At 45.0% G+C, this 26,890-nt stretch carries 21 protein-coding genes and 2 rRNA genes; 9 read left to right on the forward strand and 14 right to left on the reverse strand.

Features of this window, described 5'->3' with window-relative positions:
• From L5M37_RS13120 to L5M37_RS13130, 3 genes are all read left to right on the forward strand, one after another.
• Nucleotides 1-123: ribosomal RNA gene (locus L5M37_RS13120) — 23S ribosomal RNA — on the forward strand; the annotation flags it as partial.
• A 139-nt stretch (nucleotides 124-262) separates the two neighbouring features.
• A 5S ribosomal RNA gene (gene rrf / locus L5M37_RS13125) occupies nucleotides 263-378 on the forward strand.
• 299 nt (nucleotides 379-677) lie between these two features.
• Nucleotides 678-3,128, forward strand: a complete 2,451-nt coding sequence (locus L5M37_RS13130; RefSeq protein WP_263200748.1) for a GGDEF domain-containing phosphodiesterase — start codon at nucleotides 678-680, stop codon at nucleotides 3,126-3,128.
• Here the strand turns inward: L5M37_RS13130 and L5M37_RS13135 are convergent.
• The gene (locus L5M37_RS13135; RefSeq protein WP_263200750.1) at nucleotides 3,085-4,068 is read right to left on the reverse strand and encodes an alpha/beta fold hydrolase; all 984 of its coding nucleotides are present in this window, start codon (nucleotides 4,066-4,068) and stop codon (nucleotides 3,085-3,087) included. The two genes, L5M37_RS13130 and L5M37_RS13135, sit on opposite strands and share 44 nt — an antisense overlap.
• Nucleotides 4,069-4,163: 95 nt before the next feature.
• Entirely contained in the window at nucleotides 4,164-5,975 is a 1,812-nt protein-coding gene (locus L5M37_RS13140; RefSeq protein WP_263200751.1) for a DUF885 domain-containing protein, read from the reverse strand.
• A 210-nt stretch (nucleotides 5,976-6,185) separates the two neighbouring features.
• Between L5M37_RS13140 and add the strand changes: the two genes are divergently transcribed.
• Complete coding sequence (add, locus tag L5M37_RS13145) at nucleotides 6,186-7,181, forward strand: adenosine deaminase (RefSeq protein ID WP_263200753.1); 996 nt, start codon at nucleotides 6,186-6,188, stop codon at nucleotides 7,179-7,181.
• A gap of 97 nt (nucleotides 7,182-7,278) precedes the next feature.
• On the opposite strand, the gene hemN is transcribed toward add, so the two are convergent.
• The 5 genes from hemN to L5M37_RS13170 form a co-directional block, all read right to left on the reverse strand.
• On the reverse strand, nucleotides 7,279-8,655 hold the full coding sequence (hemN, locus tag L5M37_RS13150) for an oxygen-independent coproporphyrinogen III oxidase (RefSeq protein WP_263200754.1): 1,377 nt from the start codon (nucleotides 8,653-8,655) through the stop codon (nucleotides 7,279-7,281).
• A 261-nt stretch (nucleotides 8,656-8,916) separates the two neighbouring features.
• Entirely contained in the window at nucleotides 8,917-9,384 is a 468-nt protein-coding gene (locus L5M37_RS13155) for a DUF2489 domain-containing protein (RefSeq protein WP_263200756.1), read from the reverse strand.
• A gap of 73 nt (nucleotides 9,385-9,457) precedes the next feature.
• Nucleotides 9,458-10,018: a Der GTPase-activating protein YihI gene (gene yihI / locus L5M37_RS13160; RefSeq protein ID WP_105250763.1), complete on the reverse strand. Its 561-nt coding sequence runs from the start codon at nucleotides 10,016-10,018 to the stop codon at nucleotides 9,458-9,460.
• A gap of 90 nt (nucleotides 10,019-10,108) precedes the next feature.
• Nucleotides 10,109-10,747: a class I SAM-dependent methyltransferase gene (locus tag L5M37_RS13165; protein WP_263200759.1), complete on the reverse strand. Its 639-nt coding sequence runs from the start codon at nucleotides 10,745-10,747 to the stop codon at nucleotides 10,109-10,111.
• 816 nt (nucleotides 10,748-11,563) lie between these two features.
• Nucleotides 11,564-12,187, reverse strand: coding sequence for a c-type cytochrome (locus L5M37_RS13170; RefSeq protein ID WP_105250761.1), 624 nt, complete (start codon nucleotides 12,185-12,187; stop codon nucleotides 11,564-11,566).
• A gap of 167 nt (nucleotides 12,188-12,354) precedes the next feature.
• On the opposite strand from L5M37_RS13170, the gene yihA reads away from it, so the two are divergent.
• A complete protein-coding gene (gene yihA / locus L5M37_RS13175; RefSeq protein ID WP_006079362.1) occupies nucleotides 12,355-13,014 on the forward strand; it encodes a ribosome biogenesis GTP-binding protein YihA/YsxC in 660 nt (219 codons plus the stop codon).
• Between the two features lie 1,023 nt (nucleotides 13,015-14,037).
• Here yihA and polA read toward each other — a convergent pair.
• Nucleotides 14,038-16,806 (reverse strand): DNA polymerase I, encoded by a 2,769-nt coding sequence (gene polA, locus L5M37_RS13180; RefSeq protein ID WP_263162667.1) that lies wholly within the window; start codon nucleotides 16,804-16,806, stop codon nucleotides 14,038-14,040.
• Between the two features lie 387 nt (nucleotides 16,807-17,193).
• Between polA and elbB the strand changes: the two genes are divergently transcribed.
• The gene (gene elbB / locus L5M37_RS13185; protein ID WP_263162665.1) at nucleotides 17,194-17,856 is read left to right on the forward strand and encodes an isoprenoid biosynthesis glyoxalase ElbB; all 663 of its coding nucleotides are present in this window, start codon (nucleotides 17,194-17,196) and stop codon (nucleotides 17,854-17,856) included.
• Nucleotides 17,857-17,944: 88 nt separating this feature from the next.
• On the opposite strand, the gene glpG is transcribed toward elbB, so the two are convergent.
• The 5 genes from glpG to L5M37_RS13210 all read right to left on the reverse strand — a co-directional run bounded on the left by glpG (nucleotide 17,945) and on the right by L5M37_RS13210 (nucleotide 22,369).
• Nucleotides 17,945-18,790, reverse strand: coding sequence for a rhomboid family intramembrane serine protease GlpG (glpG, locus tag L5M37_RS13190; RefSeq protein ID WP_263179243.1), 846 nt, complete (start codon nucleotides 18,788-18,790; stop codon nucleotides 17,945-17,947).
• Nucleotides 18,787-19,092, reverse strand: a complete 306-nt coding sequence (gene glpE, locus L5M37_RS13195) for a thiosulfate sulfurtransferase GlpE (RefSeq protein ID WP_006084745.1) — start codon at nucleotides 19,090-19,092, stop codon at nucleotides 18,787-18,789. The genes glpG and glpE overlap by 4 nt, the downstream gene beginning before the upstream one ends.
• Nucleotides 19,093-19,193: 101 nt before the next feature.
• Nucleotides 19,194-20,219, reverse strand: coding sequence for an L-threonine 3-dehydrogenase (gene tdh, locus L5M37_RS13200; protein ID WP_012090660.1), 1,026 nt, complete (start codon nucleotides 20,217-20,219; stop codon nucleotides 19,194-19,196).
• A gap of 22 nt (nucleotides 20,220-20,241) precedes the next feature.
• Nucleotides 20,242-21,435: a glycine C-acetyltransferase gene (locus L5M37_RS13205; protein ID WP_263200760.1), complete on the reverse strand. Its 1,194-nt coding sequence runs from the start codon at nucleotides 21,433-21,435 to the stop codon at nucleotides 20,242-20,244.
• Nucleotides 21,436-21,721: 286 nt separating this feature from the next.
• The gene (locus L5M37_RS13210) at nucleotides 21,722-22,369 is read right to left on the reverse strand and encodes a TetR/AcrR family transcriptional regulator (RefSeq protein ID WP_113940155.1); all 648 of its coding nucleotides are present in this window, start codon (nucleotides 22,367-22,369) and stop codon (nucleotides 21,722-21,724) included.
• Between the two features lie 147 nt (nucleotides 22,370-22,516).
• Here L5M37_RS13210 and waaA point away from each other — a divergent pair, with 147 nt between their 5' ends.
• Entirely contained in the window at nucleotides 22,517-23,782 is a 1,266-nt protein-coding gene (waaA, locus tag L5M37_RS13215) for a lipid IV(A) 3-deoxy-D-manno-octulosonic acid transferase (protein WP_263200762.1), read from the forward strand.
• Nucleotides 23,783-23,808: 26 nt separating this feature from the next.
• On the opposite strand, the gene L5M37_RS13220 is transcribed toward waaA, so the two are convergent.
• Nucleotides 23,809-24,564, reverse strand: coding sequence for a 3-deoxy-D-manno-octulosonic acid kinase (locus L5M37_RS13220; RefSeq protein WP_263200763.1), 756 nt, complete (start codon nucleotides 24,562-24,564; stop codon nucleotides 23,809-23,811).
• Nucleotides 24,565-24,662: 98 nt separating this feature from the next.
• Here L5M37_RS13220 and L5M37_RS13225 point away from each other — a divergent pair, with 98 nt between their 5' ends.
• Nucleotides 24,663-25,706: a glycosyltransferase family 9 protein gene (locus tag L5M37_RS13225; RefSeq protein WP_263200764.1), complete on the forward strand. Its 1,044-nt coding sequence runs from the start codon at nucleotides 24,663-24,665 to the stop codon at nucleotides 25,704-25,706.
• A 90-nt stretch (nucleotides 25,707-25,796) separates the two neighbouring features.
• A complete protein-coding gene (locus L5M37_RS13230; protein WP_263200765.1) occupies nucleotides 25,797-26,882 on the forward strand; it encodes a glycosyltransferase in 1,086 nt (361 codons plus the stop codon).
• The last annotated feature ends 8 nt before the right edge of the window (nucleotides 26,883-26,890 follow it).

The raw sequence follows: 26,890 nt of genomic DNA on the forward strand, positions 1-26,890 counted from the left end.
GTCATCCCTAGGAATTTAATTCCTCTAAAGAGCCGTTCGAGACTAGGACGTTGATAGGCATGGTGTGTAAGCGTTGTGAGGCGTTGAGCTAACATGTACTAATGACTCGAGAGGCTTAACCATACAACCCAGATGGGTTTTGCTAAGCGACCTTAGACAGAATACAGATACTTGATAAAGTTTGAACTCAAACAAAGCAAATCAGCTTTCCGAATTATTATTAGCGTGAGCCAGMGATGGACACGGTAATAAACAGAATTTGCTTGGTGACAATAGCCTTGTGGAACCACCTGATCCCATCCCGAACTCAGAAGTGAAACGCAAACGCGCCGATGGTAGTGTGGGGTCTCCCCATGTKAGAGTAGGTCATCGCCAAGCGCCTAATTATCTCATTGAGATGTAACCAAGCCAGCTGAATAAGCTGTCTTTTTTGCGTCTGCAATTTGTAAAATCGTCATTTAAAGACCAATGCTATATAGCATTATTCTATTCATTTTAGTTTTGGTTCTTCTGCTAGTTCTTTACATTTTTTCCTTCCTTTATTTCAGACTTTTATACTCTAAGTTGATTATTTACATGAAGATCTCGCTTAGTTTGATAAGTCCTTTTGCTTAGTGGTTAGTTTCCCGTTAGCATACAAAAATATTAATTTTTTTGTTAACGGCCATCTGTTGCCTATGCTTCGTAAGCTTTCGCTCACGGTACTGCTTCCTCTTTGTATGCTGACCCTATATTTAGTGTTGGTCATAGGCGAGTACCTGTTCGAAAGTGACCAAGTTAGGGCTGAACTTGCGCAGCGACAATCGGCTTTGATAAAGCAACAGTTGTTCCGCATGCAGAATGTGGTTCAATCGGCGCAAGCTTTACAGGATGTAGAGCGGATTGAGCAGGAGGTTTCCTTAGCTGCGCTGGATATGGGCACTATGGTGTATATCTTGGTTGATGCTGAAAGCCGTATTCGTTTTGCTAATCATACTGTGTGGCGTGATAGCAATGCGACTCAAGTCATCGATGGTTATGATGTAGATCTTCACCGCTCTGTGGTTCAAGCTTTTCTTCCGCAGATCCTCGTTAATCTCGACCGTTTAACTATTCAAGCATATTATCCCGTTCTTCCCCAGTATGGTGGGGCTGTTGATTTGATTTATCTTGAAGCCGATTTAGCCCCTTTAGTTGCCGAAGCTTCTGCTAAGTTGCAGCAACGTTTTATGCGGGTTTGGGGCCTTGGCGGATTATTGCTGATTGGCTTTACCTTTATTTTATATTTCCTGCTGATCCGCCCATTCCAAATGTTGAGCGAGGCAGCTAAGCAGGTAGGTACTTCTTCCTTTTCGACATCGATACCTTGGAGTTCATCTGAAGTTTTATCTTTGCAAGCCAGTTTGCAGCAGGCACATGAGCGTTTAAGTCGGGCAGTTAAACAGCTGAATGACAGTGAATTGCGTTGGTTATTTGCTGTGGAAGGTTCGCGTAACGGTATTTGGGATTGGGACATCAGTACGGGGGAGGTTTTTCTTTCTGATCGCTGGAAAGAGATGATTGGTTATGCGCCTGATGAATTGGCTGGAGTATTCCAGACATGGGAGACGCGGCTACATCCCGATGATAAGCAGATTGTGTTAGATGCTTTGCAGGAATACGTTAGCGGAAAGAGTAAAGAATTTGAAAGTGTTCACCGCTTACGGCATAGAGATGGCCATTATGTGTGGGTGTTAGACCGCGGTATGTTAGTTGATTGGGATCCCCAAGGCCGCCCGACTCGCATGATAGGCATTCATATGGATGTGTCAGAAAGCGCGAAGAACCATGCTGCAATTACTGAGCTTGTGGATCAATCTGTTGTCGGTCGCAAGATGTTGCCCGATGTCTTTATGGGGCGTTTATCGCAATTTTTAACCCAAGGTAATAGTTCGGGGCAATGGGGAGCATTGCTGCTCGTTGAGGTGGATCGCTTAGGATTGGTCGCCACTTTAAATTCCCATGAATTAGAGCGCTTGTTAACGCAAATCGCGGCCCGTTTATCGAGTTATTTCACTGAAAATATAACGGTCGGTCGATTAGGGTCTGGTAATTTCGTTTTGCTTGCTAAAGATTTAGCGGCAGATGCGTCAGCCGCTGCTCGTCGTGCTTTAGCCCTTGCGAGTGAGTTAAGGCAAGTGATTGCTCGACCATTCCATTACGGTCATCATCACTTTGAGCTGAGCGCGTGTGTGGGAATCTGTTTACTCGATAGTATAGAAACCTTAGATCCCGCTTTAGTGATGCGTCGTGCCGAGTTAGCAACGTTAAGATCTAAGCAAGCAGGTCAAGCTGGGTGCGCTTTTTACCATGCTGAAATGGACTTTCGCCAGAGCCGTGATGAGCTGTTGCAACAGGAATTACAAACCGCATTACAACAAGATAGCTTAACGTTAATGTTCCAGCCTGTGATCAATGCGACCAGTGAACTTGTCTCGGCTGAAGTGCTCACGCGTTGGTATCGTGCTGATGGAGAGTTTATTCCGCCAGCTGAATTTGTGGCGTTAGCAGAACAAGGGGGAATTATTGCTGAGCTTGATCTTTGGGTGGCTAAGCGGGTGTGTCTGTTTATTCAGAAATCGCGGGCTCAAGGAAGGAGTTTGCCTCCTTTGACTCTCAATATCAGTGCATTCTCATTTGGTCAGGCAGATTTTGTTGATACATTCGTTGGGTTGGTTAAGGAGCATGGTATTGGTGCTAATCAACTGGGTATTGAGCTCAATGAGGCCGCATTTTTAATGCAACCACAGTTTGTGGATGAGCGTGTCTCTAAGTTAGTTGAAGCAGGTGTAGGCATCATCCTCGATCATTTCGGTTCGGGCTCGAGTGCCTTGAGCTGCTTAGCGAATCAGCCATTAGTTGCGGTTAAATTGGATATGAGTTGTATTGATTCATTAACCACAATGCCAACAAAAGTGAATGTACTTATTACCTCTGCGCGGCAATTCAATTTGAGCGTTGTCGCCAAAGGTGTCGAATCATCCCAACAATATCAAGCTTTTTTTGAACTTGGCTGTGATGGCTATCAGGGCTATTTATTCAGTCGAGCCTTAAACCAAGCGGACTTTATCCAGCTTGTTTGTCCTCGTCCTTTATTGCGTAGCGTTTAAAGAAGTCGAGAGCATAGTTTAAGGCTTGGTTTCGGCAGGCGTCTTTTTCCATAAAAATCTCATGGGCAGCCCCAGCGATTACTTTCAATTGGCAATGGGTACTCACGGCGAGATTCTGGGCCGCATTATCAACAATCTTATCTTCACTCGCTTGCAGTATCAGTATCGGAGTGCGAATTTGTGCCGTTGCCAGTACGCAAGTATCTGCCGCATCTAAAGATTCAGTCAACCAACGGTTAGTGGGTGAACCGAGTTGTAACTTAGGAGCAGCATCATACAATTCTCGGTAGGCTTGGTATCGGCTTTGGCTGTGAGTTAGCTCATTCCCTTTGAATGGAACAGGTTTATAGTTTTGTCCTGCAAGTACATAATTAGGCTCGCCGCCATTGAGTGTGGTATCGAGTTTACTGGCTAACCAGCGTACGAACGCTTTTGGCATAGGTAATTTAATGCCATACATGGGTGCGGAAAATGCCGCGGCGGTAAAAATATCGGGATGCTGTTTGAGATACAAAGTGCCAATCGCGCCACCCATTGAATGGCCAAGTAGCATGAGTTGTTTGTCGTTTTGTGGTAACACTATCTTCTGCATAAATAGTGCAAAATCATCAATATAATCATTGAATCTTCGCACATGGCCCATGTGTGGATTGATTGTCATACGATCCGATAGCCCTTGGCCACGGTGATCTATGGCATAAACTGAGTAACCCTGTTGGTACAAGTCGAAGACTAATTCTTGATACTTTAAATAGGATTCAACTCGGCCACTACTGAGAACGATTGCGGTATGCGCTTGGGGATGTTTGACCATCATATAAGCCAGCGTGATGCCATCGGCTGTGATCAGTGTGTCTTGAACAACGCTTTGCCAGAAGGCTTGCTGCTCTGAGGTATTTAAATCGTGTTCAGTCGAAAATGTCGCTTTGGCTTGGCTCATACTCAGTCGCAAATCATTTGGCTTGAATGGTTTGTTAGAGTGTAACAGACAACCATGGGAGTCTGAAAATACCGACTCCCATGAATTTTATTAACTTAGCGTGTCGCCTTTTTCGCTTCAATAAAATCATTGATTTGCTGTTCGAGGATCGACATAGGCACAGAGCCATTTTCGAGCACTGCATCGTGGAAGGCACGAATATCAAATTTGTCGCCGAGTTCCTGTTCTGCCTTGGCACGTAATCGTTTGATTGTTAACTCACCAATTTTGTAGGACAAGGCTTGTCCTGGCCACGAAATATAGCGGTCAATTTCGGTAGTGACGTTGTGCAGTGATAGTGCGGTATTGCTGGCCATAAAGTCGATGGCTTGTTGACGACTCCATCCTTGGGCGTGCATGCCAGTATCTACGACTAAACGGGCCGCGCGCCACATTTCATAGGTTAAGCGACCAAAGTTACTGTATGGATCTTGGTAGAAACCCGCTTCTAAACCTAAATATTCGCAATATAACCCCCATCCTTCACCAAAGGCAGAGATATAGCCATAACGACGAAAATCTGGGAGTGACGTTAGCTCTGAGTTGAGTGAAATTTGCAGATGATGGCCGGGTACGGCTTCGTGCAAAGTTAAAGCTTCTAGCTCGTAGAGTGGGCGCTTATCCAATGCATAAGTGTTGACCCAGTAGTAACCGGGTTCATCATCGCCGTTCGATCCTGAATATCGTCCAGTGGTATATTTCGGTGCAATTTCGGCGGGCACTGGCGCTATACCATAGGGCTGGCGTGGGAGCTTGCCGAAGTATTTAGGCAGCATGGCATCGGCTTTTTTGGCAATAAATGCCGCTTCTTTGAGTAACTGATCGGCACTGGTGGTGTAGAACTGAGGATCGGTCCGCAGGAAATGTAAGAAGTCGGCAAAGTTGCCTTTAAAACCTACTGACGCGATGATTTGTTCCATTTCTTGGCGGATACGCTTAACTTCCTTTAAGCCCAGTTCATGCACTTCTGCTGATGTCATATTCAAGGTCGTATAGTAACGTACCCGATTCTCATAAAATTCAGCACCGTTAGGTAAGCTACTGGCCGCGATATTTTCCCGTGCATTGGGAATGTACTCTTTAGTCATAAAATCATAGAAGTTTTGGTACAGAGGTAGAACTTTTTGCTCAACTAAAGCGTGGCCTTCTTGGGTCAGCTGAGTTTTTTGTGCCTCAGTGAAATAGCTGGGATATTGAGTAAAAGGTTTGAAATAACTGCTCTTTTCAACAGGGACGATATAAGCACTGATACTGTCTTCAAAGCCATTGAGTGTCACTTTTGGCGGCGTTATTCCCTCGGCTAATCCTTGTTTTAGCCAGTGGGTTTGCTGGGCGAAATAGGTCGGGAGTGCATTGAGTTTGGCAATATAGTTGCGGTAATCCTCAAGGGTGTTGAATCTTCCCTGTGCGATTGACGTGATATAAGCGTGGAAGCCGCTTTCCGCCGTAATGGGCAGGTAATAATCCTTGAAACGATATAGGTCGACATCGTTTTGGATCTGATCTTCCAGTATTTGAGCGTTAATCTTATCTTCTTTACTCAAGCTGCCGCGGTCGAGTGCTTTGAGCTGCGCTAGTACTGCGATTTGACCTTGATTAAGCTTAGCGAGCGCGGCTGGCGAGAGATCCGTTAACTTTCCTGCGGCACTGGCATAGCCCATGCTGTAAGCCATTTCAGGACTCGCACTGAGCTGTAATTGCCAGCTTTGGTCGATAATCGCTTGCAGCGCTGGGGCGATTGGCTCAACTTGTGATTGTGCTGCTGATATTGCCTGTGACGATGGGGTTTGAATATTTTTTGTGGTTTGAGTGGCACTGCAGGCGCCTAATGCGCATATCAATAAACTGGGGGTTAAGAGTTTATGCATGTTAGATCTCTGATATTTTCGTTGTTATTGAAGTCATTATGCCTGATGAATGCGGCCGTTCCTTGTATGGATATTAAGCAGAATTGTGACTGAATGTGAATTTAAATGCGTTTGGCGCATAAATGCCCCCGAAAATGCGTGTTAAACTTAGTGTCCGCCCGCGACCAAATAACAAAAGCATTGGCTGGGTAGTTCAAATAGGGGTTAAATATGATTGATACATCCATTCCATTGGTGGATCTGCATCGTCACCTAGACGGTAATGTGCGGGTAAATACCATTTGGGAACTAGGACACCAACACGGCATTGCGCTACCTGCCGATTCTTTAGAGACGCTCACACCTTTTGTGCAAATTCAGGGGAAAGAAACTAGCTTAGTCGCCTTCTTAAAGAAGCTCGATTGGATGGTTGCCGTACTCGCAGATTTGGATGCGGTTAAACGCGTCGCCTATGAAAACGTTGCCGATGCGGCGTTATCTGGCTTAGATTACGCTGAGTTACGTTTTAGTCCTTACTATATGGCGATGAACCATAAGTTACCGATTGAAGGCGTAGTTGAGGCGGTAGTTGACGGCGTTAAAGCGGGCTTAAAAGACTATAACGTGAAAATCAATTTGATTGGCATTATGTCACGTTCATTTGGTCAAGTTGCTTGTACTCAAGAACTTGAAGGCTTACTCGCCCATAAACAACATCTCGTGGCTATGGACTTAGCCGGTGATGAATTAGGCTTCCCTGGCGAGTTATTTAACGATCACTTTAAACGTGTTCGTGATGCTGGCCTTGCGATTACGGCTCACGCCGGTGAAGCTGCGGGTTCACAAAGTATGTGGCAAGCGATTCAAGAACTTGGCGCAACTCGAATTGGTCATGGGGTGAACGCGATTCACGATCCTAAGCTGATGGAATATCTTGCTAAGCACCGTATTGGCATCGAATCTTGCCCAACCAGTAATTTGCATACTTCTACTGTGGCTTCTTACGCTGAGCATCCATTCAGAACCTTTATGGATGCAGGCGTGTTGATAAGCCTAAATACCGATGATCCCGGTGTGAGCGCTATCGATATTAATCATGAGTATCGTATCGCCAAATCTGAACTCAAGTTAACCGATGCTGAGTTAGCGCAGGTGCAACGCAACGGCGTTGAAATGGCGTTTTTATCGGACAGTGAGCGCAAAGTACTGTATGCCGCTAAGGTATAAGTTGATTTTGAGTCATTAATAAAAATAGCTATAAATAAAAAATCCGACTCTAGAGTCGGATTTTTTGTGAGCGTTTGCGAGTGCAGCAATAAGCGTTTTAGATCACGCGAGAGAACTGTTGCTGACGCGCTTTTTGACGATAGTAAAGATCGAAGCACATACAGATATTGCGGATCAATAAACGGCCAGTAGGGCTGATAGTGATCTGTCTGTCGACGATTTCAACTAACTTATCATCGATAAATGTCTGCATTAACTTAAGGTCTTCCGCGAAATAGGTTTCGAAGTTAATCCCCAGTTTCTCATCAATTTTCGCCATATCCAGTTCGAAGTGGCAAATCAGCTGTTTAATCACGACGCGGCGGACTTCATCGTCACGGTTTAGGCTGCAACCTTTCCACAAAGCATGGCCTTCTTTATCTATGGCCTCATAGTAAGGGCGGATATCTTTCTGGTTTTGCGCATAGCAGTCGCCAATCTGACTGATAGACGATACGCCAAGACCTAACAAATCACATTCTTCTTGGGTTGTATAACCTTGGAAGTTGCGGTGCAGTCTGCCTTCGCGCTGTAACTTGGCTAACTCGTCATCGGGTTTAGCAAAGTGGTCCATACCGATATATTGGTAGCCTGCGCCAGTTAAGGTCTCGATAGTTTGGTGCAGCATTTCGAGTTTTTGTTTTGGCGAAGGTAAATGCTCGTCTTTGATCTTACGTTGAGCGGCAAAGCGCGCAGGTAAGTGAGCATAGTTAAATACCGACAGACGGTCAGGCGATAAATCTAAAACGCGCTGCATAGTGACGGCAAAGGTTTCTGGCGTTTGGTGTGGCAAACCATAGATTAAATCTATGTTGGTCGACACAAAACCCATGGCTTTCGCTTTAGCCATTAAGTCGAAGATAAATTGCTCATCTTGTTCGCGATTAACGGCAATTTGCACTTCTTTATTGAAATCTTGTACACCGATGGAGATCCGGTTAAAGCCCGCTTCTTTCAACGTGTCGAGCATTGACAGTTCTATCTCGCGAGGATCGACTTCAATTGAGTACTCGCCTTCTTCCGCAAAGTTAAAGTTAGCTTTAATCAATGACGTAAGTTTAAGAATCTGCTCTGGATTTAAGAACGTGGGTGTACCGCCGCCCCAATGCATTTGGGTCACACTGTAATGTTTGAACAGGGGCGCACGTTTAATAATTTCTTGGCTTAAATATTCAATGTACTGATCGGCTTTGTGTTGGTGGCGGGTGATGACTTTATTACAGCCGCAGTAATAACAAAGCTTGGCGCAGAACGGGATATGAATATACAGCGACAGTTTATCGCTTTTGCTATTTTCAATGGCCGTCAGCAGGTTTTGTTCGGTGAATGTGTCATCGAACTCCAATGCCGTTGGGTAAGAGGTATAACGGGGACCGCTGTAGTTATATTTTTCGATCATCGACTGATCCCAGCTAATCTGAGTGGGCTGCTTCAAGGCGTGTCCTCCGTGGGTAAATTAGCAACAAGCGAAGTATGCAAGGTTCTTAAGTAAATAACCTTGATCTAGGTTGTAAAAATGACGTCTGTCATTTTAGAAGTTACGCAATATCTATCAAAAAAGTACGCTTGTCTGTCGATATTTGGCGGTTTTGTGCGCAGGCTCACGGGAGTAAGGAGGGTAAGATTAGTATGGGTTTTATCGAGATGACCTCAAAACCACAATATAAGTGGTCTTGAGGTATAGCAATGGGCTGGTTTAATGCATCGCTTTGGCTTGGTAATCCGACAGTTTTTTCGCATCATCACTGATGCCTTGTTCTAATGCGGCTTCAGACTTCATTCTGATCAAATCTAACTTCATTCTTTCTTGCTTAGGCAAGGCTTGGCGAGCATCCATGATGGGATGATCTTTAATTAGCTCAAAGTGTTTGAATAATGAAGGGTAATCAGGAGCCACGCGCTCACTTAATGACAGGATTTCAAATAATCGCCCAATCCTGACCACGCCTTCAGAGATCTCACAGCGGTCTTCAATCATGGCAGTGGCGATATAGCGGATATCATCTAAAACTTGGGCACGTTTTGCGTTCGCAGTCACTTCGCGCTCGGCTTGTTCAGCCTGCTGACGCTTTTTTTGCTGCTTGAGTTTTAGGATTAAGAAGGTGGCGTAGCTACTTAGCGCTACTATGATGATAAAACCGAGAATAATGATAGTCGTAGACACAAAGACTCCTTATATGAATGGCATAAGGAGCCACAGCTAAAAACTGAGTTCCCTATGCCTTAGCACTGAGAGGTTAGAACTTGTCTTGATAATCTTTTAGTAAGTCAGCGCCTGATTCGAATTTGTCGAACAACTCATCGTCAGATAAAGACTTAGCAGGTGATGAAGGTGTGTCATCATCCATATCGTCGCTAATGCCCAGTTTAATCATCAGAGCTTCAATTTTATTTAGCTGTTGATCTAACCACTTTTGGTCAACCTCGTTGAGGTCGCGGCCTTCTTCAAGCATATCTAACAGCTGATTTAGTCTTGGATCTTCTTCCAATTTCAGCAATTTTTGCTCGTCAGTCAGCTTAGCTTGTTTCACTTTTGGCTGAGCGGCTTTATCTGTTACCACTGCCGCAGGAATTGCTAAAGCCACAGGCTTTTTACTGCCATGACGCGGGTCTTTTTTCTTAGCTGCCTGCTGTTGCGGCGCTTGCGCTAAAATTAAGCTTTCGTTATGACGACTACCTGATTTATTGCCAGAATCTTTACGTTTGCCAGTCGCTACAGCGCGATCTTGCTTCTTCACTCTTGGCTGTAACTTAGGGCTGTTCTCGCCGCCCTTGCGTGTTTTCTTGCTACGAGACATGGTCTTCTCAATTATTTACAACGTATGGCCTTGCAGACTAAGGGTGAGCTTGTCTACAAGGTGCGAAATTAGGCCGAGTGTTATACCAGATTATGATGTTTTTTGCATCAAAACGAGGTCCTTTGCGGCAAATAATAGTTCAAAATCGCTATTGTTTGCGAGGTACTCGAAGGTTTGTCGCTGATAAAAGCTCACATGGGTGAGGTTGTTCTTATAATGCCACTTAGCAAAACCATCTAATTCAGTCAGTAATGGTGTGCTTATCGCTAACCAACCACCAGAATGCAGTAGCCGAGAGAGCAAAGTCCACTCTTTTATAGGGTTTTGAAAATGCTCAAATACCCGATAACAGCAGATAAAATCATACTCTAGCTTTAACACGTCATGATTAGGGGCAAAAAAGGGATCATATTGATTTAACTTGTGGCCCGCATTTTCTATGGTCGTCAGGCTCTCATCATCGAGTATGCGACCAAAATTCAATCCTAATAAACTGCCCGCTTGTTGCTGTTCTAATTGCGCTAACAGCGGCAAAATAAATTGCGATAACTGTTTTTGCTTCGACGCTATGCGTGAACGACCGTATCTTTGCCTCTCTGCCGCGGGGGGTAAATGGCTATTCGCATCCGCAAAGGTTAACTCACATGTCTTGCAAACATAAAAACTCCGCTTTTTATCTTGATGAAGGAGTCGTGTCTGACTGTTATGACAAAGAGGGCATCTGGGCATTGAGTCTGCTGAAGTGGTTATTAAGGCTTTGATTGTACCAATTATATTGGTTGAGTGCACATTTTAGACACTAATGGGGTGTTACAAAAGAAAAAAGGCGGCAGTTAAACTGCCGCCTTACAAAGGGTGCTTTAGCACCTTATCCTGATTCCAAGTATCCATACTTGCTATGCGACTTTCCCGGTCGGTATCCTTCTTTTTTTTACTGCTTTCCCTGCATTATTTTTGTTAATGGTCTTCCAGACACTTTATTTTTTTCTGTCGCCATCCTGACTACAGTTTCCGTAGATGGTCTCGCGACACATCTTTTAAAGCATCGTCATCATTGACGTCGAGTTAACCATCCATGTTACTTAAGTACCTTCCTGTGATAACAAGCATCCAGCCAGTGCATCCTAAGCTTATCGCTTCCTTTGCTACAGTTTACATCATGTAAACTATGTCCTGATGGGGCAAGTTACCCTGAGTGTAAGGTGTTTTGCTAGAAGCAAATTGGCGTTATCGGCCATCCCTTACAAAATTGTGCTGACCTGGATTTCAAGTGGAAATCACGACTCTTGTTATTATTAGAGAGTGGTCTTAAGTATATTATTGTTATTGAGTATCTTTATTCTTATATCTTGAACGTTAATTATACCGAAACCTGTAAGTTATTATTAATTTTTTTGTACAAACAGATGGGTTTATCTCGGTACGGGGCTTATTAAACCGAAATCTGTGATCTATGTCAAGCACGAATCTTAGCAGTTTACGTCCACGTCAACTTTGTGGTGTAAAAAAAGGGTGACAATACACCCTTCTTTTCACTCGCGAAGATTACTTCAGGCTAGAAAGATACTTTGATAGCGCGTCGATATCGCTATCATTTAGTTTTTTAGCCACATCTTGCATCATGCCATTCAAGTCATTATGGCGGCCCGCTTCACGGAATTTTGTCAGCTGGATCTTGATGTAGTTTGCGTGTTGGCCTGCCAGCGTTGGAAAACCTGCAAGCTCAGCGCCTTTACCATCTGGGCCATGACATGCCATACAAGCGGTAATGCCACGAGAAACATCACCACCCTTGTAAAGTTTAGCACCTAACTCAGGAACATCTTTTGCTTCAGCCACTTGGATTGCTTGGCTAGAAAAATATGCGCTAATGTCGAGAATATCCTGATCGCTTAGAGGCATTGCCATGCCACTCATGATAGGATCCATACGCCCATCTTTACCGCCAGTTTGTGCTGCGCTACGGAAATCATGTAGTTGCTTTTGGAGGTAAGTGGCGTGTTGGCCCGCAATTTTGGGGTACATATCGATCATACTGTTACCGTCCATACCGTGACAGGCCGAACAGACAATGATTTTCGTTTTTCCCGCTTCAGCATTACCTTCAGCAATCGCAGGTGAAGATATGGCGGCAATTACAACAGACAGCGCAAGAGCTAGCTTTTTCATGGCGTTCCAACTTCTGGTTAAATTATTATCCTGAGCTTACTAGGGTGACCCGCAAGCGTGGTAAAATATGATTAATGTGATCGGAGTAATATTTTACACGAAAACGTGGGAAAGTAAGTAATTCTTCATAAATTATGGTATTGCGTAGAAAAATTTCGGAGTAAATAGTGACTGAATCTCGTATAGATTTTCGTAGGGCAAAGTTTTTAATCAGTGCACCTGACATTGCACATTTGGATCAATATCTGCCCGGCGATGTTGGAGTTGAGATTGCATTTGCTGGCCGCTCTAATGCTGGAAAGTCTAGTGCACTCAATGCATTAACTGAGCAAAAAAGTTTAGCAAGAACCAGTAAAACCCCTGGCCGAACTCAATTAATTAACGTATTTGAGTTAGATGCTCAGCGTCGTTTAGTTGACTTACCTGGCTATGGTTTTGCACAAGTCCCGCTTGCGTTGAAAAATAAATGGCAGCAGGCATTAGGTGAATATTTGCAAAAACGCGCTTGTTTAAGTGGCGTGGTTGTCTTGATGGATATACGTCATCCACTAAAAGATCTCGATATGCAGATGATCGAGTGGGCGGTTGCCAGTGAAATCCCTGTGTTAGCTTTGCTGACCAAGTCAGACAAATTAGCTCAAAGCGCTAAGATGAAAACCGTAAATGAAGTGCGTCTGGCGTTGAGTGAGTTTGGCGACTGGGTACAAGTTGAGCCTTTCTCATCGCTTAAAGGAACCGGTAAGCCTAAAGTGTTGGCTATTCTAAATGAATGGTGTCATCCGCAATGGTTGACTGATGAGTTAGATGCGGCGAACAACGCCGAATAATATTGCCTGTTTTGGTGTACATGGTAGAATTTGACTGTGTATACCTCCTCTTTGTTTTTACTGCAATTTTTTCTCTTTTGTTCAGTCTCATTCCCATCGGTTATTCGTTAATCTCAGGCAAAAAAATAGCCGATGATATTATCATCGGCCAAAAATATTAGCTCTTTTGGGGAGAAGCTAAATTCAACAAGACTCAAGCACCATCAAATTAGCTTCAATGGTTCTCAATGAAACTAGCATACAGCCAATTCATCCCTTATTAAAGTAAATACTCTAAAATTTACTTAAAGTCTGAAAAAAGAGCAAAAAAAAGCCTCAGCAAACAAGTTGCTGAGGCGCCAGAATTTGGCTCATCACTATAAGTGAAATAAAGGTCTGAAAGATAGAACATCTTAACCTCTGTACCCTACGCAGAGAATATTACTCTATTTATCTTTAAATGGAAAACAGTTTTTTCAAAAAAGAGGTAATTATGTGCGCTTGATCTCAGGTTGTGAGTGAAAAAGCATCTCAAATTGATCCTAAAATTTCAGTGAAAATGGTTAATTGGCTGATTTAAAGAGAAAACTCGAAATTTATATACAAAAGTGATCAATATTTGAGATTTGATTTTTTTACTCTAATCCTGACCTAAGATTTTGGTGTACGCGTGAGAGAACAACCGTTATGGCATTCTTGAGCATATATGGCTGACTTGAATGCAGTTTCAATTCGAGTAAATCACACCTTTTAATATCCATCTGCTGTGGCAGTGTATCGATGAACTCTACTGCCAAATGTATCAGGTAAAGATTGTTTGGCTGTGAGTGAATCATTTTCTGCCGATGAAGTTTGTCTAACTTAACGAGCTAATTTGTATTGTGAAAGGGTTATTTATGCTGAGTGATGAAAAGGACTCTGTATTGATGTTCTTAGAGGCGATTAAGACGGGAGAGAGCTAATCTGAGCTCAAAATATTGAAGTCAGATTAGCTTTATTTTCAGTTAAATCATATTGATAGTGTTCTTCTGGATATTACTGAGATTAGTGGGCTTCATCCCAGTTATCACCAATGCCTGCTTCGGCAAGCAGTTCAACATCGAGATTAGCTGCTTGCGCCATCAAGGTGCAGATTGTCTTTTTAAGTGCCTCTGCTTTATCCGCATCGACTTCAAACACTAATTCATCGTGAACCTGCATGATCATAGTGATTTCGCCTTGGGTTTCTGTTTTGATCCACTGGGCAATATTGATCATGGCCTTTTTGATGATGTCAGCAGCCGTACCTTGCATTGGCGCGTTAATCGCAGCACGTTCAGCACCTTGGCGGCGCATCGCATTACGATCACGGATTTCGGGCAAGTAGAGGCGACGACCAAACAGAGTCGACACATAACCTAAGTCAGCAGCACCCGCGCGCGTTTCTTCCATATAACGTAATACGCCAGGATAACGGGCAAAGTAGGTATCGATATAGGTTTGTGCTTCATGGCGTGGGATATCAAGCTGACGCGCCAAACCAAAGGCTGACATGCCATAAATTAAGCCGAAGTTAACCGCTTTGGCACGGCGGCGTTGTTCTGTGGTTACTTCATCAAAGTCGGTACCAAATACTTCTGCAGCAGTGGCTCTATGAATGTCTTTGCCCTCGGCGAAGGCTTTGAGTAAGCCTGCATCTTGGGATAAATGGGCCATGATCCGTAGTTCGATTTGCGAGTAGTCGGCGGCCAAAATTTTACGGCCTGCTGGGGCGATAAAGGCTTGGCGAATACGGCGACCTTCTTCGGTGCGAATCGGAATATTTTGCAGGTTAGGTTCGCTTGACGATAAGCGACCTGTTGCCGCATTAGCTTGATGATAGCTAGTGTGTACGCGACCCGTTTTGGCGTTGACCATCAGTGGCAGCTTATCGGTGTAAGTGCTCTTTAACTTAGATAGGCTTCGATGCTCGAGGATCACCTTTGGCAGTGGGAAATCTAAGGCTAATTCGACTAATACTTCTTCCGCGGTCGATGGCGCACCCTTTGGGGTCTTTTTGGTGATCGGATAACCTAGCTTTTCATAAAACAAGACTTGCAGCTGCTTAGGTGAACCAAGATTGAATTTTTCACCAGCAATGTCGTAGGCTTTTTCTTCTAAGGTATCGATTTTACGCGCCAGTTCATCGCTCTGTTGGCCGAGTAACATACTGTCGATTAATACCCCTTGACGTTCAATGTCCGACAATACTTGGATTAGCGGTAATTCGACTCCGGTAAACATGGCGGCAAGTTCGGCTTCTTTCTCGAGTCTTGGCCATAAATGTTGGTGTAAACGCAGTGTGATGTCGGCATCTTCGGCCGCATAAGGCGCAGCCGTTTCCAGTGGAATTTGGTTGAAGGTCAGCTGTTTTGCACCTTTACCGGCGATTTCTTCAAAGCTGATATTCTTATGGCCTAAGTACTTGAGCGCTAAACCATCCATATCATGGCGCGAAGCCACTGAGTTGAAAACATAGGATTCGAGCATAGTGTCGAAAGCGACGCCCTGTAGTTTGATCCCTGCATTGGCTAAGATACTGATGTCGTACTTAAGATTTTGACCGACTTTCTTGATCTTTGGATCCTCAAGCAGCGGACGCAGTTTTTCTAACGCGACCGTTTTATCGATTTGAGTCGGTGCACCAACGTAATCGTGGGTTAAAGGAAGATAAGCGGCTTTTCCTGTCTCAACGGCGAAGGAAATCCCGACTAATTCGGCCACCATGTAATCTAAGCTGGTGGTCTCAGTATCGATTGCCATTAAGTCGGCTTGTTTAAGCTTAGCAATCCAAGTGTCTAATTCGGCTTCGGTGAGAATGCAGTCGTACTGTGTTTCAATCGCTTCGACTGGAGATGAGTCTTCTTGCGTTTCTGTGGATGCCGCATCAATTGAGGTATTTGCCGTCATTTTATTATCTAAGACTTCAGCTAACCAACGTTTAAACTCCATCTCGCCGTAGCATTTGATCAGTTCATCTTTGTCTGCTGGCATGAGAGTGAGTTCGTGCCAATCTTGCTCAAGTTCGACATCGGTTTTGATGGTGGCGAGTTCGTAAGAAAGCTTGAGCATGTCGGCATTCTCAATGATCTTTGCCGCCATGGTTTTAGAACCTCTAAAGCCGAGCTCGGCGACTTTTTCGGGTTCCGCTAATAAGTTACTCACACTGCCGGCTCCCGTGAGCATAGCGAGCGCCGTTTTCTCACCTACGCCGGGTAAGCCGGGAATGTTGTCGGCCTTGTCGCCCATCAGCGCGAGTAAATCTATGATACGGTCTGGACCGACACCAAATTTGGTGACGACTTCTTCTGGGCCCATTATGGTGTCTGTCATGGTGTTGATGAGCGTAACGTTTTCATCCACTAATTGCGCCATGTCTTTATCGCCTGTGCTGATAAGCACGGCACGGTTTTCTAAGCTGGCTTGGCGGGCAATTGTACCGATCACGTCATCGGCTTCGACGCCGGAAATTGAAATCAGTGGTAAACCTAGCGCGCGAATAATGCGATGCAAGGGTTCGATTTGCGAACGTAGATCATCAGGCATAGGTGGGCGCTGTGCTTTGTATTCGCTGTACATGTCATTGCGGAAGGTTTTTCCCTTGGCATCGAACACGACTGCGATATGGCTTGGTTGATAACGGGTCAACAAGCTGCGTAACATATTCACTACGCCATAAACGGCACCCGTTGCTTCGCCCTTTGAGTTTGTCAGGTGAGGAGGCGCATAATAGGCGCGATACAAATAAGAAGATCCATCCACAAGCACAAGTGGGTTTTTAGCGACGGTTGGCATAGGTATTTTTCGTTTATCGATGACTTAGATGGCGCTAAGCATGCCACAGAAGCACTATTTCAGCCATGGCAAAATGACTCTCAGCCTGTGGATAAGTCTGTGAGTGAAAAAGTCAACTGAGAATAATGGCGATGATTACGGCTTAGTGCGATTTTTTTAAGTTGTTGTTTTTTATGTTTATAAAAGATTTGTGTGAGTTCAATACTGTTTCTTAAAAAATCTTCCCAATTTGTGGATTTTTTATTGACACCGTAAAATACATCTAAGGATTGGCTTAATTTTCGGCACTCGTCAGATTCGACGAATTAAGTTAGCACGATTTTTAATCAGATCAACTAGTTTGTTTATGGTTTGTTAAAACTTAATGACATAAGAAGGATATTTTTAATGAAAAAAGTCGCAGTGTTACTGAGTGGATGTGGTGTTTTCGATGGAACTGAGATACATGAATCGGTTTTAACGCTTTTATGCTTATCCCGATCAGGGGCTCACTACCAGTGTTTTGCACCTGATATCAAACAGATGCATGTGGTAGATCATTTCACTGGCGAGGTCGATGCTGCTGCAAGTCGTAACGTGCTGGTGGAGTCGGCGCGTATCGCCCGTGGCGAAGTCAAAGCGACCACAGAATTAGATATCGCCGAATTTGATGCCTTGATCATTCCCGGTGGCTTTGGTGCGGCGAAAAATCTGTGTAACTTTGCGACGAATGGCAGTGAGTGTGAAGTGGAACCGCTGGTGACTGATTTTATCAATGAGTTCATTCTGGCGAAAAAGCCCGTTGGTTTTATCTGTATTGCTCCTATGATGATCCCGCGTTTATATCCCCAGGGTGTAAAAGGCACTATCGGTAATGATAGCGATACTGTCGCAGCGTTTAATTTGATGGGCGGTGAGCATCAAGTTGCGACAGTACATGAGATAGTCGTGGATGAAGCGAATCGCATTGTCAGCACTCCCGCTTATATGTTGGCTGGTAATATTGCTGAGGCGCATTCAGGCATCGAGAAGCTAGTCGTTAAGCTACTAGAAATGACTGATCAGAGTTAGTTTGAGCTGTTTGTAGAGGAGTGAAGCGAGTCATTGAACCAAGATAAATTTCAGGATTTATCTTGGTTCACAATATTAGATTGAGTTATTAGATTGAGCTCGAGGATTTGCGGCTATCAAATAAACCTTGGGCTAAACCTATGAGTAAGCCGCCAATGTGGGCACCATTAGCAACCGAAACCCCTAGAATATCTGTGAATCCCAATGCCAACCATATCATCATAAAGCCCATATATGATGGTGGGAAATCTATTCCAGCTGCGGGTTTACGTATACCCATGATCCAAGTGTAACCCACCACTGCATACACAACGCCGGACAGCCCGCCAAAGTTAGGTCCACCGACATAATATTGGATAACGTTTGGCAGCGTTCCTGCGACAAACAGCAAAATGAGTAATGGTGCAGTACCTATACGGGTTTCGATTTTACCGCCTAAATACCACCACCAGAGCAAATTAAAGATGACGTGCATGGCTGAAAAATGCAGCAGGCTCGGTGTAAAAACACGCCAGAACTGGCTGAACTCTGAATGAGGTACTGCCCCAAAATAGGACAGTGCTTCGTAGGTTTGGTTGGCGAATCCTAAGTTCATCGCCGCAAAAATGAGTACGCAAACCGCAAATACGATCAGCGTGACTGGGCCTGCGCCGGTAATAAATTGGGTGAACAACTGCAGCGAAGGGGCACCATAATCGAGTTTGGTTTGGGTATCGCCGTGTTCCCATGAGGCTTGCAGATATTTATTGTCGTAAGGGTGAGCAATAAAGTGGGCAAACTCTTTGCGTGCTTGCTCCACATTTTTGTCATGGATAACCAGAATGGCAACACCCTGAACCAGCGGCTCAATTTGGCAGTCAATGTCTTCCCCTTTGAGGTAATCGACAAATGCCTGCGCGGCTCTGCTGTTGGGGAGTCTGCCAATTTCTATCATGCATTCGCCTCATGCCAGGCGCTATAGCCGCCGTCTAGGCTGTAAACGTCATCAAAACCTTGTTCGCATAAATATTGCGCCGCATTTTGGCTGCTCATGCCGTGGTAACAAACCACCACGAGTGGGCTATCCATATCGGCTTGGCTAATAAATTGCGCTAGGTTTTCGTTATTCAGGTTAGTTGCACCTGCAATATGGCCGTTGGTGAAGCTATTGCCATCGCGGATATCGACGATTTGCACTGGCTGTGCTTCGGTCATTTGCAGCAATTGATTAACGCTTAAGTGTTTAAAGGAAGACATAATAAAACCTGACAAAGCTAAGAGATGGAAATCAAGATGGGATAAGTGTGCAACAAGGGGCTGCGAGTGTACAGCCCCTATCTAGGTAATGCTCTGCAGGATTAATCCCAGCTGAGGATCACTTTACCCGATTGGCCCGAGCCCATAGCGTCGAAACCTTGTTGGAAATCATCAATCTTGAAGTGGTGAGTGATGATAGGTGAAATATCTAAGCCTGATTGGATAAGACTGGCCATCTTGTACCAAGTTTCGAACATTTCACGGCCGTAGATGCCTTTAATGACCAAACCTTTGAAGATCACTTTGCTCCAGTCGATGGCCATTTCACCACTTGGAATACCGAGCATAGCGACTTTGCCGCCGTGGTTCATGGTATCTAACATGGCGTGGAAGGCTGAGGGGACGCCAGACATTTCTAATCCAACGTCGAAACCTTCGGTCATGCCCAGTTCTTTCATCACGTCTTTTAGGTTTTCTTTTGACACGTTCACAGCGCGCGTGGCGCCCATTTTACGGGCCAGCTCTAAGCGGTATTCGTTGACGTCAGTGATCACCACATGGCGAGCACCTACGTGACGACATACTGCAGCCGCCATTATGCCGATGGGACCTGCGCCTGTGATCAACACGTCTTCACCGACTAAATCGAAGGATAATGCTGTGTGCACAGCGTTACCAAAGGGGTCAAAGATTGAGGCTAAATCATCGCTGATATCATCAGGGATTTTAAAGGCGTTAAAGGCGGGGATAACTAAGTATTCCGCAAATGAACCTTCACGATTGACACCCACGCCAGAGGTGTTACGGCATAAATGGGTGCGGCCTGCGCGGCAGTTACGGCAGTGGCCGCAGGTGATATGGCCTTCGCCAGACACGCGGTCGCCTATCTTAAAACCACGAACTTCTTGACCGATATCAACCACTTCGCCTACATATTCATGACCAACAACCATGGGGACTGGAATGGTTTTTTGTGACCATTCGTCCCAGTTGTAGATGTGCATGTCGGTGCCACAAATCGCAGTTTTTTTAATTTTGATCAGCAGATCGTTGTGGCCCATCACTGGCTTAGGCGCATCGACTAACCAAATACCTTTTTCGGCTTTTAACTTGCTTAGTGCTTTCATTGTCTCAAGTCCTAAATAGGGGTTAAATAATGCCCATTTCTTTGGCAATACGGGTAAAGGCGGCGATCGCTTTGTCGAGTTGCTCACGGGTATGTGCCGCTGACATTTGCGTACGGATACGGGCTTGTCCCTTAGGAACTACTGGGAACGAGAAGCCAATAACATAAATATGTTCTGCTAATAAGCGGTTAGCAAAGTCGCCCGCCAGTTTCGCATCACCAATCATCACTGGGATAATCGCGTGGTCGGCGCCGCCCAAAGTAAAGCCTGCTGCTGACATTTGCTCACGGAAATAACGGCTGTTTTCCCATACGGCTTCGCGCAGGGCTTGGCCTGATTTGAGCATTTCTAACACATGGATAGATGCAGTCACGATTGACGGCGCTAATGAGTTAGAGAACAGGTAAGGACGTGAACGCTGGCGTAACCAGTCGATGACTTCTTTTTTACCCGAAGTGAAACCGCCCGATGCGCCGCCTAAGGCTTTGCCTAAGGTGCCGGTGATGATGTCCACTCTGTCCATCACATTGCAATATTCGTGGGTTCCACGGCCGTTTGCGCCAATAAAGCCTACCGCGTGAGAGTCATCGACCATCACCAGTGCGCTGTATTTATCGGCTAAATCACATACGCCTTGCAGGTTAGCAATCACGCCGTCCATCGAGAATACGCCATCGGTGGCGATCAAGATATTACGGGCGCCCGCTTCTTTCGCGGCGATCAACTGAGTTTCTAAATCGACCATATCGTTGTTGGCATAACGGAAACGCTTTGCTTTACATAAACGTACACCGTCGATGATAGAAGCATGGTTTAACGCATCAGAAATGATGGCGTCTTCTGCATCTAACAAGGTTTCGAATAGACCTGCGTTCGCATCAAAACATGAAGAGTAAAGAATGGAGTCTTCAGTGCCGAGGAATTCGCTCAGGCTAGCTTCTAGCTTTTTATGTATGTCTTGGGTACCGCAAATAAAACGTACTGATGCCATACCAAAGCCGTGGCTGTCTAAGCCCTGTTGGGCGGCTTTGATTAGCTCTGGGTGATTCGCTAGGCCTAGGTAATTATTCGCGCAAAAGTTAACAACTTCTTGGTGATTAACTTGAATGGCAGTTTGTTGCGGTGAGGCAATAACACGCTCGCTTTTATATAAGCCTTCGGCTTTGATGTCTGCAAGCTGTTGATTAATCTGTGCGTAGAATGAGGTAGAGGCCACCTGATATCTCCTTAGTTAACTTTATTCTGATTTTGGGAGTGGCGGCATTCTAACTCTAAACCTAATCGGCCTACAGCCTTTTTTTCATGCAGGTTCGCAAGATAAACTAGTTTAGGGCTAAAGTGGTTTTTACATTATAAAAACTAATGTGCAACATAAGTTTGCCACTGTTTGACTGAGTATTCTTTTAAGCGTTGTAGAGCGAAAACGGGTTCGCACTCAGTACTATAATTGCTTTGAGTTTAGTTCCGAATGCGAGTTCCCAACATAGGCGTTTGGGATGATGTTATAGGGATTCTTGACTCGCTAGCGCGTGGTAATGTTGCTCTAGGCGAGTAAAAGTCGCAACGGAAGTCGGGGTTGCATAGGCTTTGAAAATCATCAGCACCCTTAAAACGCCTTCATAAAGTGTCGCTTTAGTAATGGTGGACGTGCTGGATTGTGTGAGTTGATAACCAATCCAAAAGCTGACGATCATCTTAATGGTATCCGCCAGTGGCGTGATTTTGTCAGCATCGACACACAGAAATCCGTCTTGTGTGAGTTTATGCAGCACATGGCTTGAACGCGTTAAGACTTGCTGCTGTGCGTGCAAATAGCGTTTTTTTAGTTCTTCATCGCGAGCGAGAATATCCGCAAGATTGGCGTACATGAAGCGGAATTGCCACAAGGTATAGAACATAGCATCGAAGTAGCCGATTAACAGTTCTACATCCACTTGCTTATCTTCATAGGGTTGGAAACCCGATTCGAGATGATTCTCATAGAGACTGAAAATACAGCGGATAATGTCTTCTTTATTGCGAAAATGGTAATAAAGATTCCCGGGACTCATATTTAAGTGAGCGGCAATGTGATTGGTGGTGATGTTTCTTTCGCCATGCTCGTTGAACAGTTCAAGACTGGCATAGATTATTTTGTCGCGGGTTTTCATAAGTTATCCAAATTGCTAGTGAACGCCACATAATTGATCAAAGAAAGCTAACCAACGACCGCCGAACTGCTGGTAAATTATCCCTAATTTGGTGCATATGCTAACATTGCCGCTATTCATCAGGCAAAACTCATAAGCACGTTTTTAATGAATCGTTTTCTCTATTCCACGATCTTATATTTATTATCCCCTTTGCTAATCGTCTATTTAGCATTTCGTGCTATTAAAAGCCCTGATTACCGCGGTCGTTGGGGGGAACGTTTTGGATTAACCCGACTTAAATCGACGGATGTACTGGTCCATTCTGTGTCTATGGGTGAAACGCTCGCGGCAATCCCATTGATCCGTTTGATTATGCAATCACACCCTGAGTTAAGCATTACGGTTACCACAACCAGCCCAACAGGATCTGCGCAGGTGCGCAAAGCCTTTGGTGACTCAGTGCAACATTGTTATTTACCCTTTGACTTACCTTGGTGTGTGGGGCGTTTCTTGCGCCAAGTCTCACCTAAATCTTGCATCATTATGGAAACTGAACTGTGGCCTAACTTGGTTGCCATAGCGGCTAAGCGAGGTGTGCGCTTGATGTTGGCCAATGCACGTCTGTCGGCCAAGTCGGCGGCGCAATATGCTAAGCGTCCTAAACTCAGTCGACCTATGTTGCAACGACTCGATGTTATTGCGGTGCAGACTCGAGTAGAAGCGCAGCGTTTTATCGAGTTAGGTGTATCGCCAGATAGAGTGACAGTATGCGGTAGCTTGAAGTTTGATCTCAGTATTACGCCTGAGCGTTTAGCCAATGCCAAGCTGTTGCGTCAGGCTTGGGGGCGTGAAACCTCGCCGATTTGGGTCGCAGGCAGTGTGCATCCTGGAGAATTTGACGCCATGCTCACCGCCCATAGGCAATTATTGGCTCAGTGGCCCGATGCCTTGCTGATTATTGCACCGCGTCATCCTGAGCAGTTTTCTGCTGTTGCTGAGTTTGTCGCCAGCCAAGGTTTTGAATCTGTTCGCCGCAGCGGTAATTTTCCTGTGGCGGCCACGACTCAAGTGCTAGTGGGCGATACCATGGGTGAACTTCTGACCTTTTATGGCGCCGCTGATCAAGCTTTTGTCGGTGGCACGCTGATCAATAATGGTGGCCATAATCCCTTGGAGCCTGTTGCTATGGGCGTGCCTGTTATGGTGGGGCCAAACCATTGGGACTTTGCCCAGATTACGCAGATGTTGGCGGATGCTGGTGGGTTAAGGGTTGTCGCTTCGGCGGATGAACTTGCCGCTAACTTGATTGAGTATTTTGCTAAACCTGAGTTACGCCTGCAGGCGGTGAACGCGGGATTGGCTGTGGTTGAGGCTAATCGTGGTGCCTTGCAACGACAATTTCTTCTCGCGCAATATTTAATAACCGTTTAATTTAACTGGATAATTTTTTTAGTGGTTCAGGCGCTTTGCATCGCCGCTTGATAGCCCTGCATCAGTGATGACCAGTTATCAGCGGTGAAGGCAAGGTTTGGTAGCTTGGCTTGTTCTTTATTAAAGGAACGTAACAGTCTGTCTAGATTCGATTGCTGCCATTGCGGGCTCGGTGTTTTTAACTCACCACGGTCGAAATCGATAAGATAAAACCGCTCTGGCGTTAAGGGTTCAGTTTGTGCGGGCTGGAACAGAATATTCTTGGCATTGAGGTCGGCGTGGTACACACCACGCTGGTGGAATTGGGCGATGCAAGCCCCTAATGCCTGCCATTGCTCTGTGCTCATGACCCCTTTGCCGAGTTTAGCGACTAAATCTTCGGCACCTTCGACCCGTTCGATAATGATATCGGCGCGGTAAAATAATCCATCGCGCACTATGTTGGCAGCAATCGGTTTAGGTACAGCAAAATCTTCGCGATACAAAACGTCTAATAAGCGTAATTCACCCATGGCGCGGGTATTTTCGAGGCCAGTATAAACATAAGCATCTTTGCTGAATTTCTCCATTAAGCCACCACGCCAATAATGGCGTAACACCCAATGACTGTGCTCAAATGCCACAAACCAAGTGGTGTAGCGGCCTTTGGATGAACCAACGACAGCATTTTTCGCCCGCCAAAAATCCACCGAGAACCACGCGGGATCGATATCTGTTGGCGTATCTTGGCAAACTGCCATGTGACCTTGGGCGGTTTTTATGAGCTGTATCTGAGCATTCATCGGAGATTTGTTGACTTAAGCGTGGCACCTAGGGCCATTCTACATTAAGATCCTTAGCTTGCGCCAAATAACCTTAAGAGCTTTTAGCTTCAATCCCAATGAGTTTAAATCCCAATACCATGAATTCTCTTTGTTTGCTTCGCTTATCCGCTATCGGTGACGTCTGTCATGCCGTGGCTATGGTGCAGGCGATTCAGCGGCAATACCCCGAGCTCAAAATCACATGGGTGATCGGTAAACTCGAATATCAATTGTTGAAGCATTTACCCGGCATTGAGTTTGTTATTTTCGATAAATCTCAAGGATGGCGCAGCTATTTTAATTTGCGTAAGGCGTTAAAAGGCCGACGTTTTGACGTGCTGCTGCATATGCAGGTTGCGCTACGTGCAACCTTGGCTTCATTAGCCATTTCGGCAAAGGTGCGCATAGGTTTTGATCGTGCCCGCGCTAAAGAAGGTCAGTGGCTAGTGACAAATCACAGGGTGGAGCCCTTGGCAAATCCCCATGTGCTCGAAGGATTTATGGGATTTGCTAAGGCGATTGGCGTTAACGATCTCACTCCTCAATGGCATATTCCTGTGCCAATTGCGGATACTGAATTTGCCCAGACGCAGATTAAAGACAATGAAAAAGTCTTTATCATTTGCGCTGCAGCCAGTAAGGCTGAACGTAACTGGTTACCAGAGCGTTATGCCGCCGTTGCGAGCCATGCGATTGCGAAAGGATTTAGAGTCATGCTTTGCGGTGGCCCAACTCAGCTTGAGAAGGATTTAGCAGAGCAAATTTTGCAGGCGTGTCCCTCTAAAATCGATAATTTAGTGGGCAAAACCAGTCTGACTCAATTATTGGCCCTGCTCAAACGCGCAAGCTTAGTGTTAGCACCGGATACTGGCCCTGCGCATATGGCGGTTACCCAAGGTACCCCAGTCATTGGTTTATATGCCCACTCCAATCCTGGGCGCACAGGTCCTTATCTATCGCAGCAATATGTGGTGAGCGCCTATGATGAGGCAATAGCATCCCAACATAGTGGCGAAGTTAAGTGGGGCACTCGCGCCAAAGGCGAGCATTTGATGGCTTTGATCAGTGTTGAAGCTGTGATTGAGAAGTTTGATCTGGTGGTTCAGCAGGCACTCAGTTAAGGCTTGTTAGTATCAGCATTCTTGTTCAGCACTCTTGATGTATCGCTGCGTTAGCGGTTTGTATTCAGAATATCGTTTAGGAGATAAATCATGCGGATAGCCATTGCCATTGACAGTTTAGCGGGTGGCGGAGCCGAAAAGGTCATGATTACCTTAGCCAAGCAATTTATTCGCTTAGGGCATGAGCCGCATTTTTTAGTCATGGAAGATAATCGCTATTATGAAATCCCAGAGGACTTACCCATTCATCAATGTTTTGCCCCTAAGGATAAAGATTTCGACCATTTTGGGCGATTGAATGCTTCGGTTAACAAACTCAGCGCAAAAATCGCGGAAATTGAATCTCAAGTGGGCAAGTTTGATTTGTTTTTATCAAATTTAGATAAAACCAATTTGATGATGACCAAAACCGGTGTTTCACCGCTTTATGTCATAGTCCATTCTTCTGTAGAAGAAGAGTTGAGCCGCCAATTTAAACTGGGACCGTTTGCTTATTTCAAGAAGCTAAAATCCAAAAAAGCGCTCAATGGCCAGCATTTGATTACTGTCTCAAATGGCATAGCAAAGGAGATTAAAGATAAAGGTCGTTTGCATCCAGCATCTATGCAAACTATCTATAATCCATTTGAATTTAACGAAATCACATCTCAATCACAGCAAGATAATCCGCAAATCCCTCAGGGAGATTATCTTATTCATGTCGGTCGCTTTGCTAAGCAAAAGCGCCATGATGTGTTGTTTGAAGCCCTCAAGCTCACGCAAAATCAACTTCCTGTCGTGCTCTTGTGTCATAACCACAAAAAAGCAATAAAAGCAGCGAAAAAGTTTGGTATTGAAAAGCGATTAATTATTCCCGGTTTTCAAAGTAATCCTTTTCCATGGATTAAGCAGGCTAAGGCATTAGTGCTCAGCTCTGATTTTGAAGGTTTACCGACAGTCTTGATTGAATCTTTAGCTTGTGGGACTCCTGTTGTGAGCACTGATTGCCCACATGGACCTAGTGAAATTTTAACCGGAAATTTAGTGCCTTATCTCGTGCCGCGTCGTGATCCCAAAGCGTTAGCTAAAATGATAGACGAGGTTGTTAGCTTGCCGCCATCCCTCGAGCAGGTTGAGATTTTGGCCAAAGTCGATGCGACCTTAATTGCCGAACAATATTTAGCGTTGGCAAAATAATTTATTCG

Source organism: Shewanella sp. SM69 (assembly GCF_025653985.1).
GTDB lineage: Bacteria > Pseudomonadota > Gammaproteobacteria > Enterobacterales > Shewanellaceae > Shewanella > Shewanella oncorhynchi.

What these genes read in the sequence shown, in the direction of transcription:
- glpG (WP_263179243.1), bottom strand. Translation starts at nt 18,790, where the DNA reads ATGATAGAAATTGGCAGACTCCCCAACAGCAGAGCCGCGCAGGCATTT.
- glpE (WP_006084745.1), bottom strand. Translation starts at nt 19,092, where the DNA reads ATGTCTTCCTTTAAACACTTAAGCGTTAATCAATTGCTGCAAATGACC.
- L5M37_RS13220 (WP_263200763.1), bottom strand. Translation starts at nt 24,564, where the DNA reads ATGAATGCTCAGATACAGCTCATAAAAACCGCCCAAGGTCACATGGCA.
- L5M37_RS13135 (WP_263200750.1), bottom strand. Translation starts at nt 4,068, where the DNA reads ATGAGCCAAGCCAAAGCGACATTTTCGACTGAACACGATTTAAATACC.
- L5M37_RS13170 (WP_105250761.1), bottom strand. Translation starts at nt 12,187, where the DNA reads ATGAAAAAGCTAGCTCTTGCGCTGTCTGTTGTAATTGCCGCCATATCT.
- L5M37_RS13230 (WP_263200765.1), top strand. Translation starts at nt 25,797, where the DNA reads ATGCGGATAGCCATTGCCATTGACAGTTTAGCGGGTGGCGGAGCCGAA.
- yihI (WP_105250763.1), bottom strand. Translation starts at nt 10,018, where the DNA reads ATGTCTCGTAGCAAGAAAACACGCAAGGGCGGCGAGAACAGCCCTAAG.
- polA (WP_263162667.1), bottom strand. Translation starts at nt 16,806, where the DNA reads ATGCCAACCGTCGCTAAAAACCCACTTGTGCTTGTGGATGGATCTTCT.
- add (WP_263200753.1), top strand. Translation starts at nt 6,186, where the DNA reads ATGATTGATACATCCATTCCATTGGTGGATCTGCATCGTCACCTAGAC.
- waaA (WP_263200762.1), top strand. Translation starts at nt 22,517, where the DNA reads ATGAATCGTTTTCTCTATTCCACGATCTTATATTTATTATCCCCTTTG.
- L5M37_RS13140 (WP_263200751.1), bottom strand. Translation starts at nt 5,975, where the DNA reads ATGCATAAACTCTTAACCCCCAGTTTATTGATATGCGCATTAGGCGCC.
- L5M37_RS13225 (WP_263200764.1), top strand. Translation starts at nt 24,663, where the DNA reads ATGAGTTTAAATCCCAATACCATGAATTCTCTTTGTTTGCTTCGCTTA.
- L5M37_RS13130 (WP_263200748.1), top strand. Translation starts at nt 678, where the DNA reads ATGCTTCGTAAGCTTTCGCTCACGGTACTGCTTCCTCTTTGTATGCTG.
- elbB (WP_263162665.1), top strand. Translation starts at nt 17,194, where the DNA reads ATGAAAAAAGTCGCAGTGTTACTGAGTGGATGTGGTGTTTTCGATGGA.
- L5M37_RS13210 (WP_113940155.1), bottom strand. Translation starts at nt 22,369, where the DNA reads ATGAAAACCCGCGACAAAATAATCTATGCCAGTCTTGAACTGTTCAAC.
- L5M37_RS13165 (WP_263200759.1), bottom strand. Translation starts at nt 10,747, where the DNA reads ATGCCCAGATGCCCTCTTTGTCATAACAGTCAGACACGACTCCTTCAT.
- tdh (WP_012090660.1), bottom strand. Translation starts at nt 20,219, where the DNA reads ATGAAAGCACTAAGCAAGTTAAAAGCCGAAAAAGGTATTTGGTTAGTC.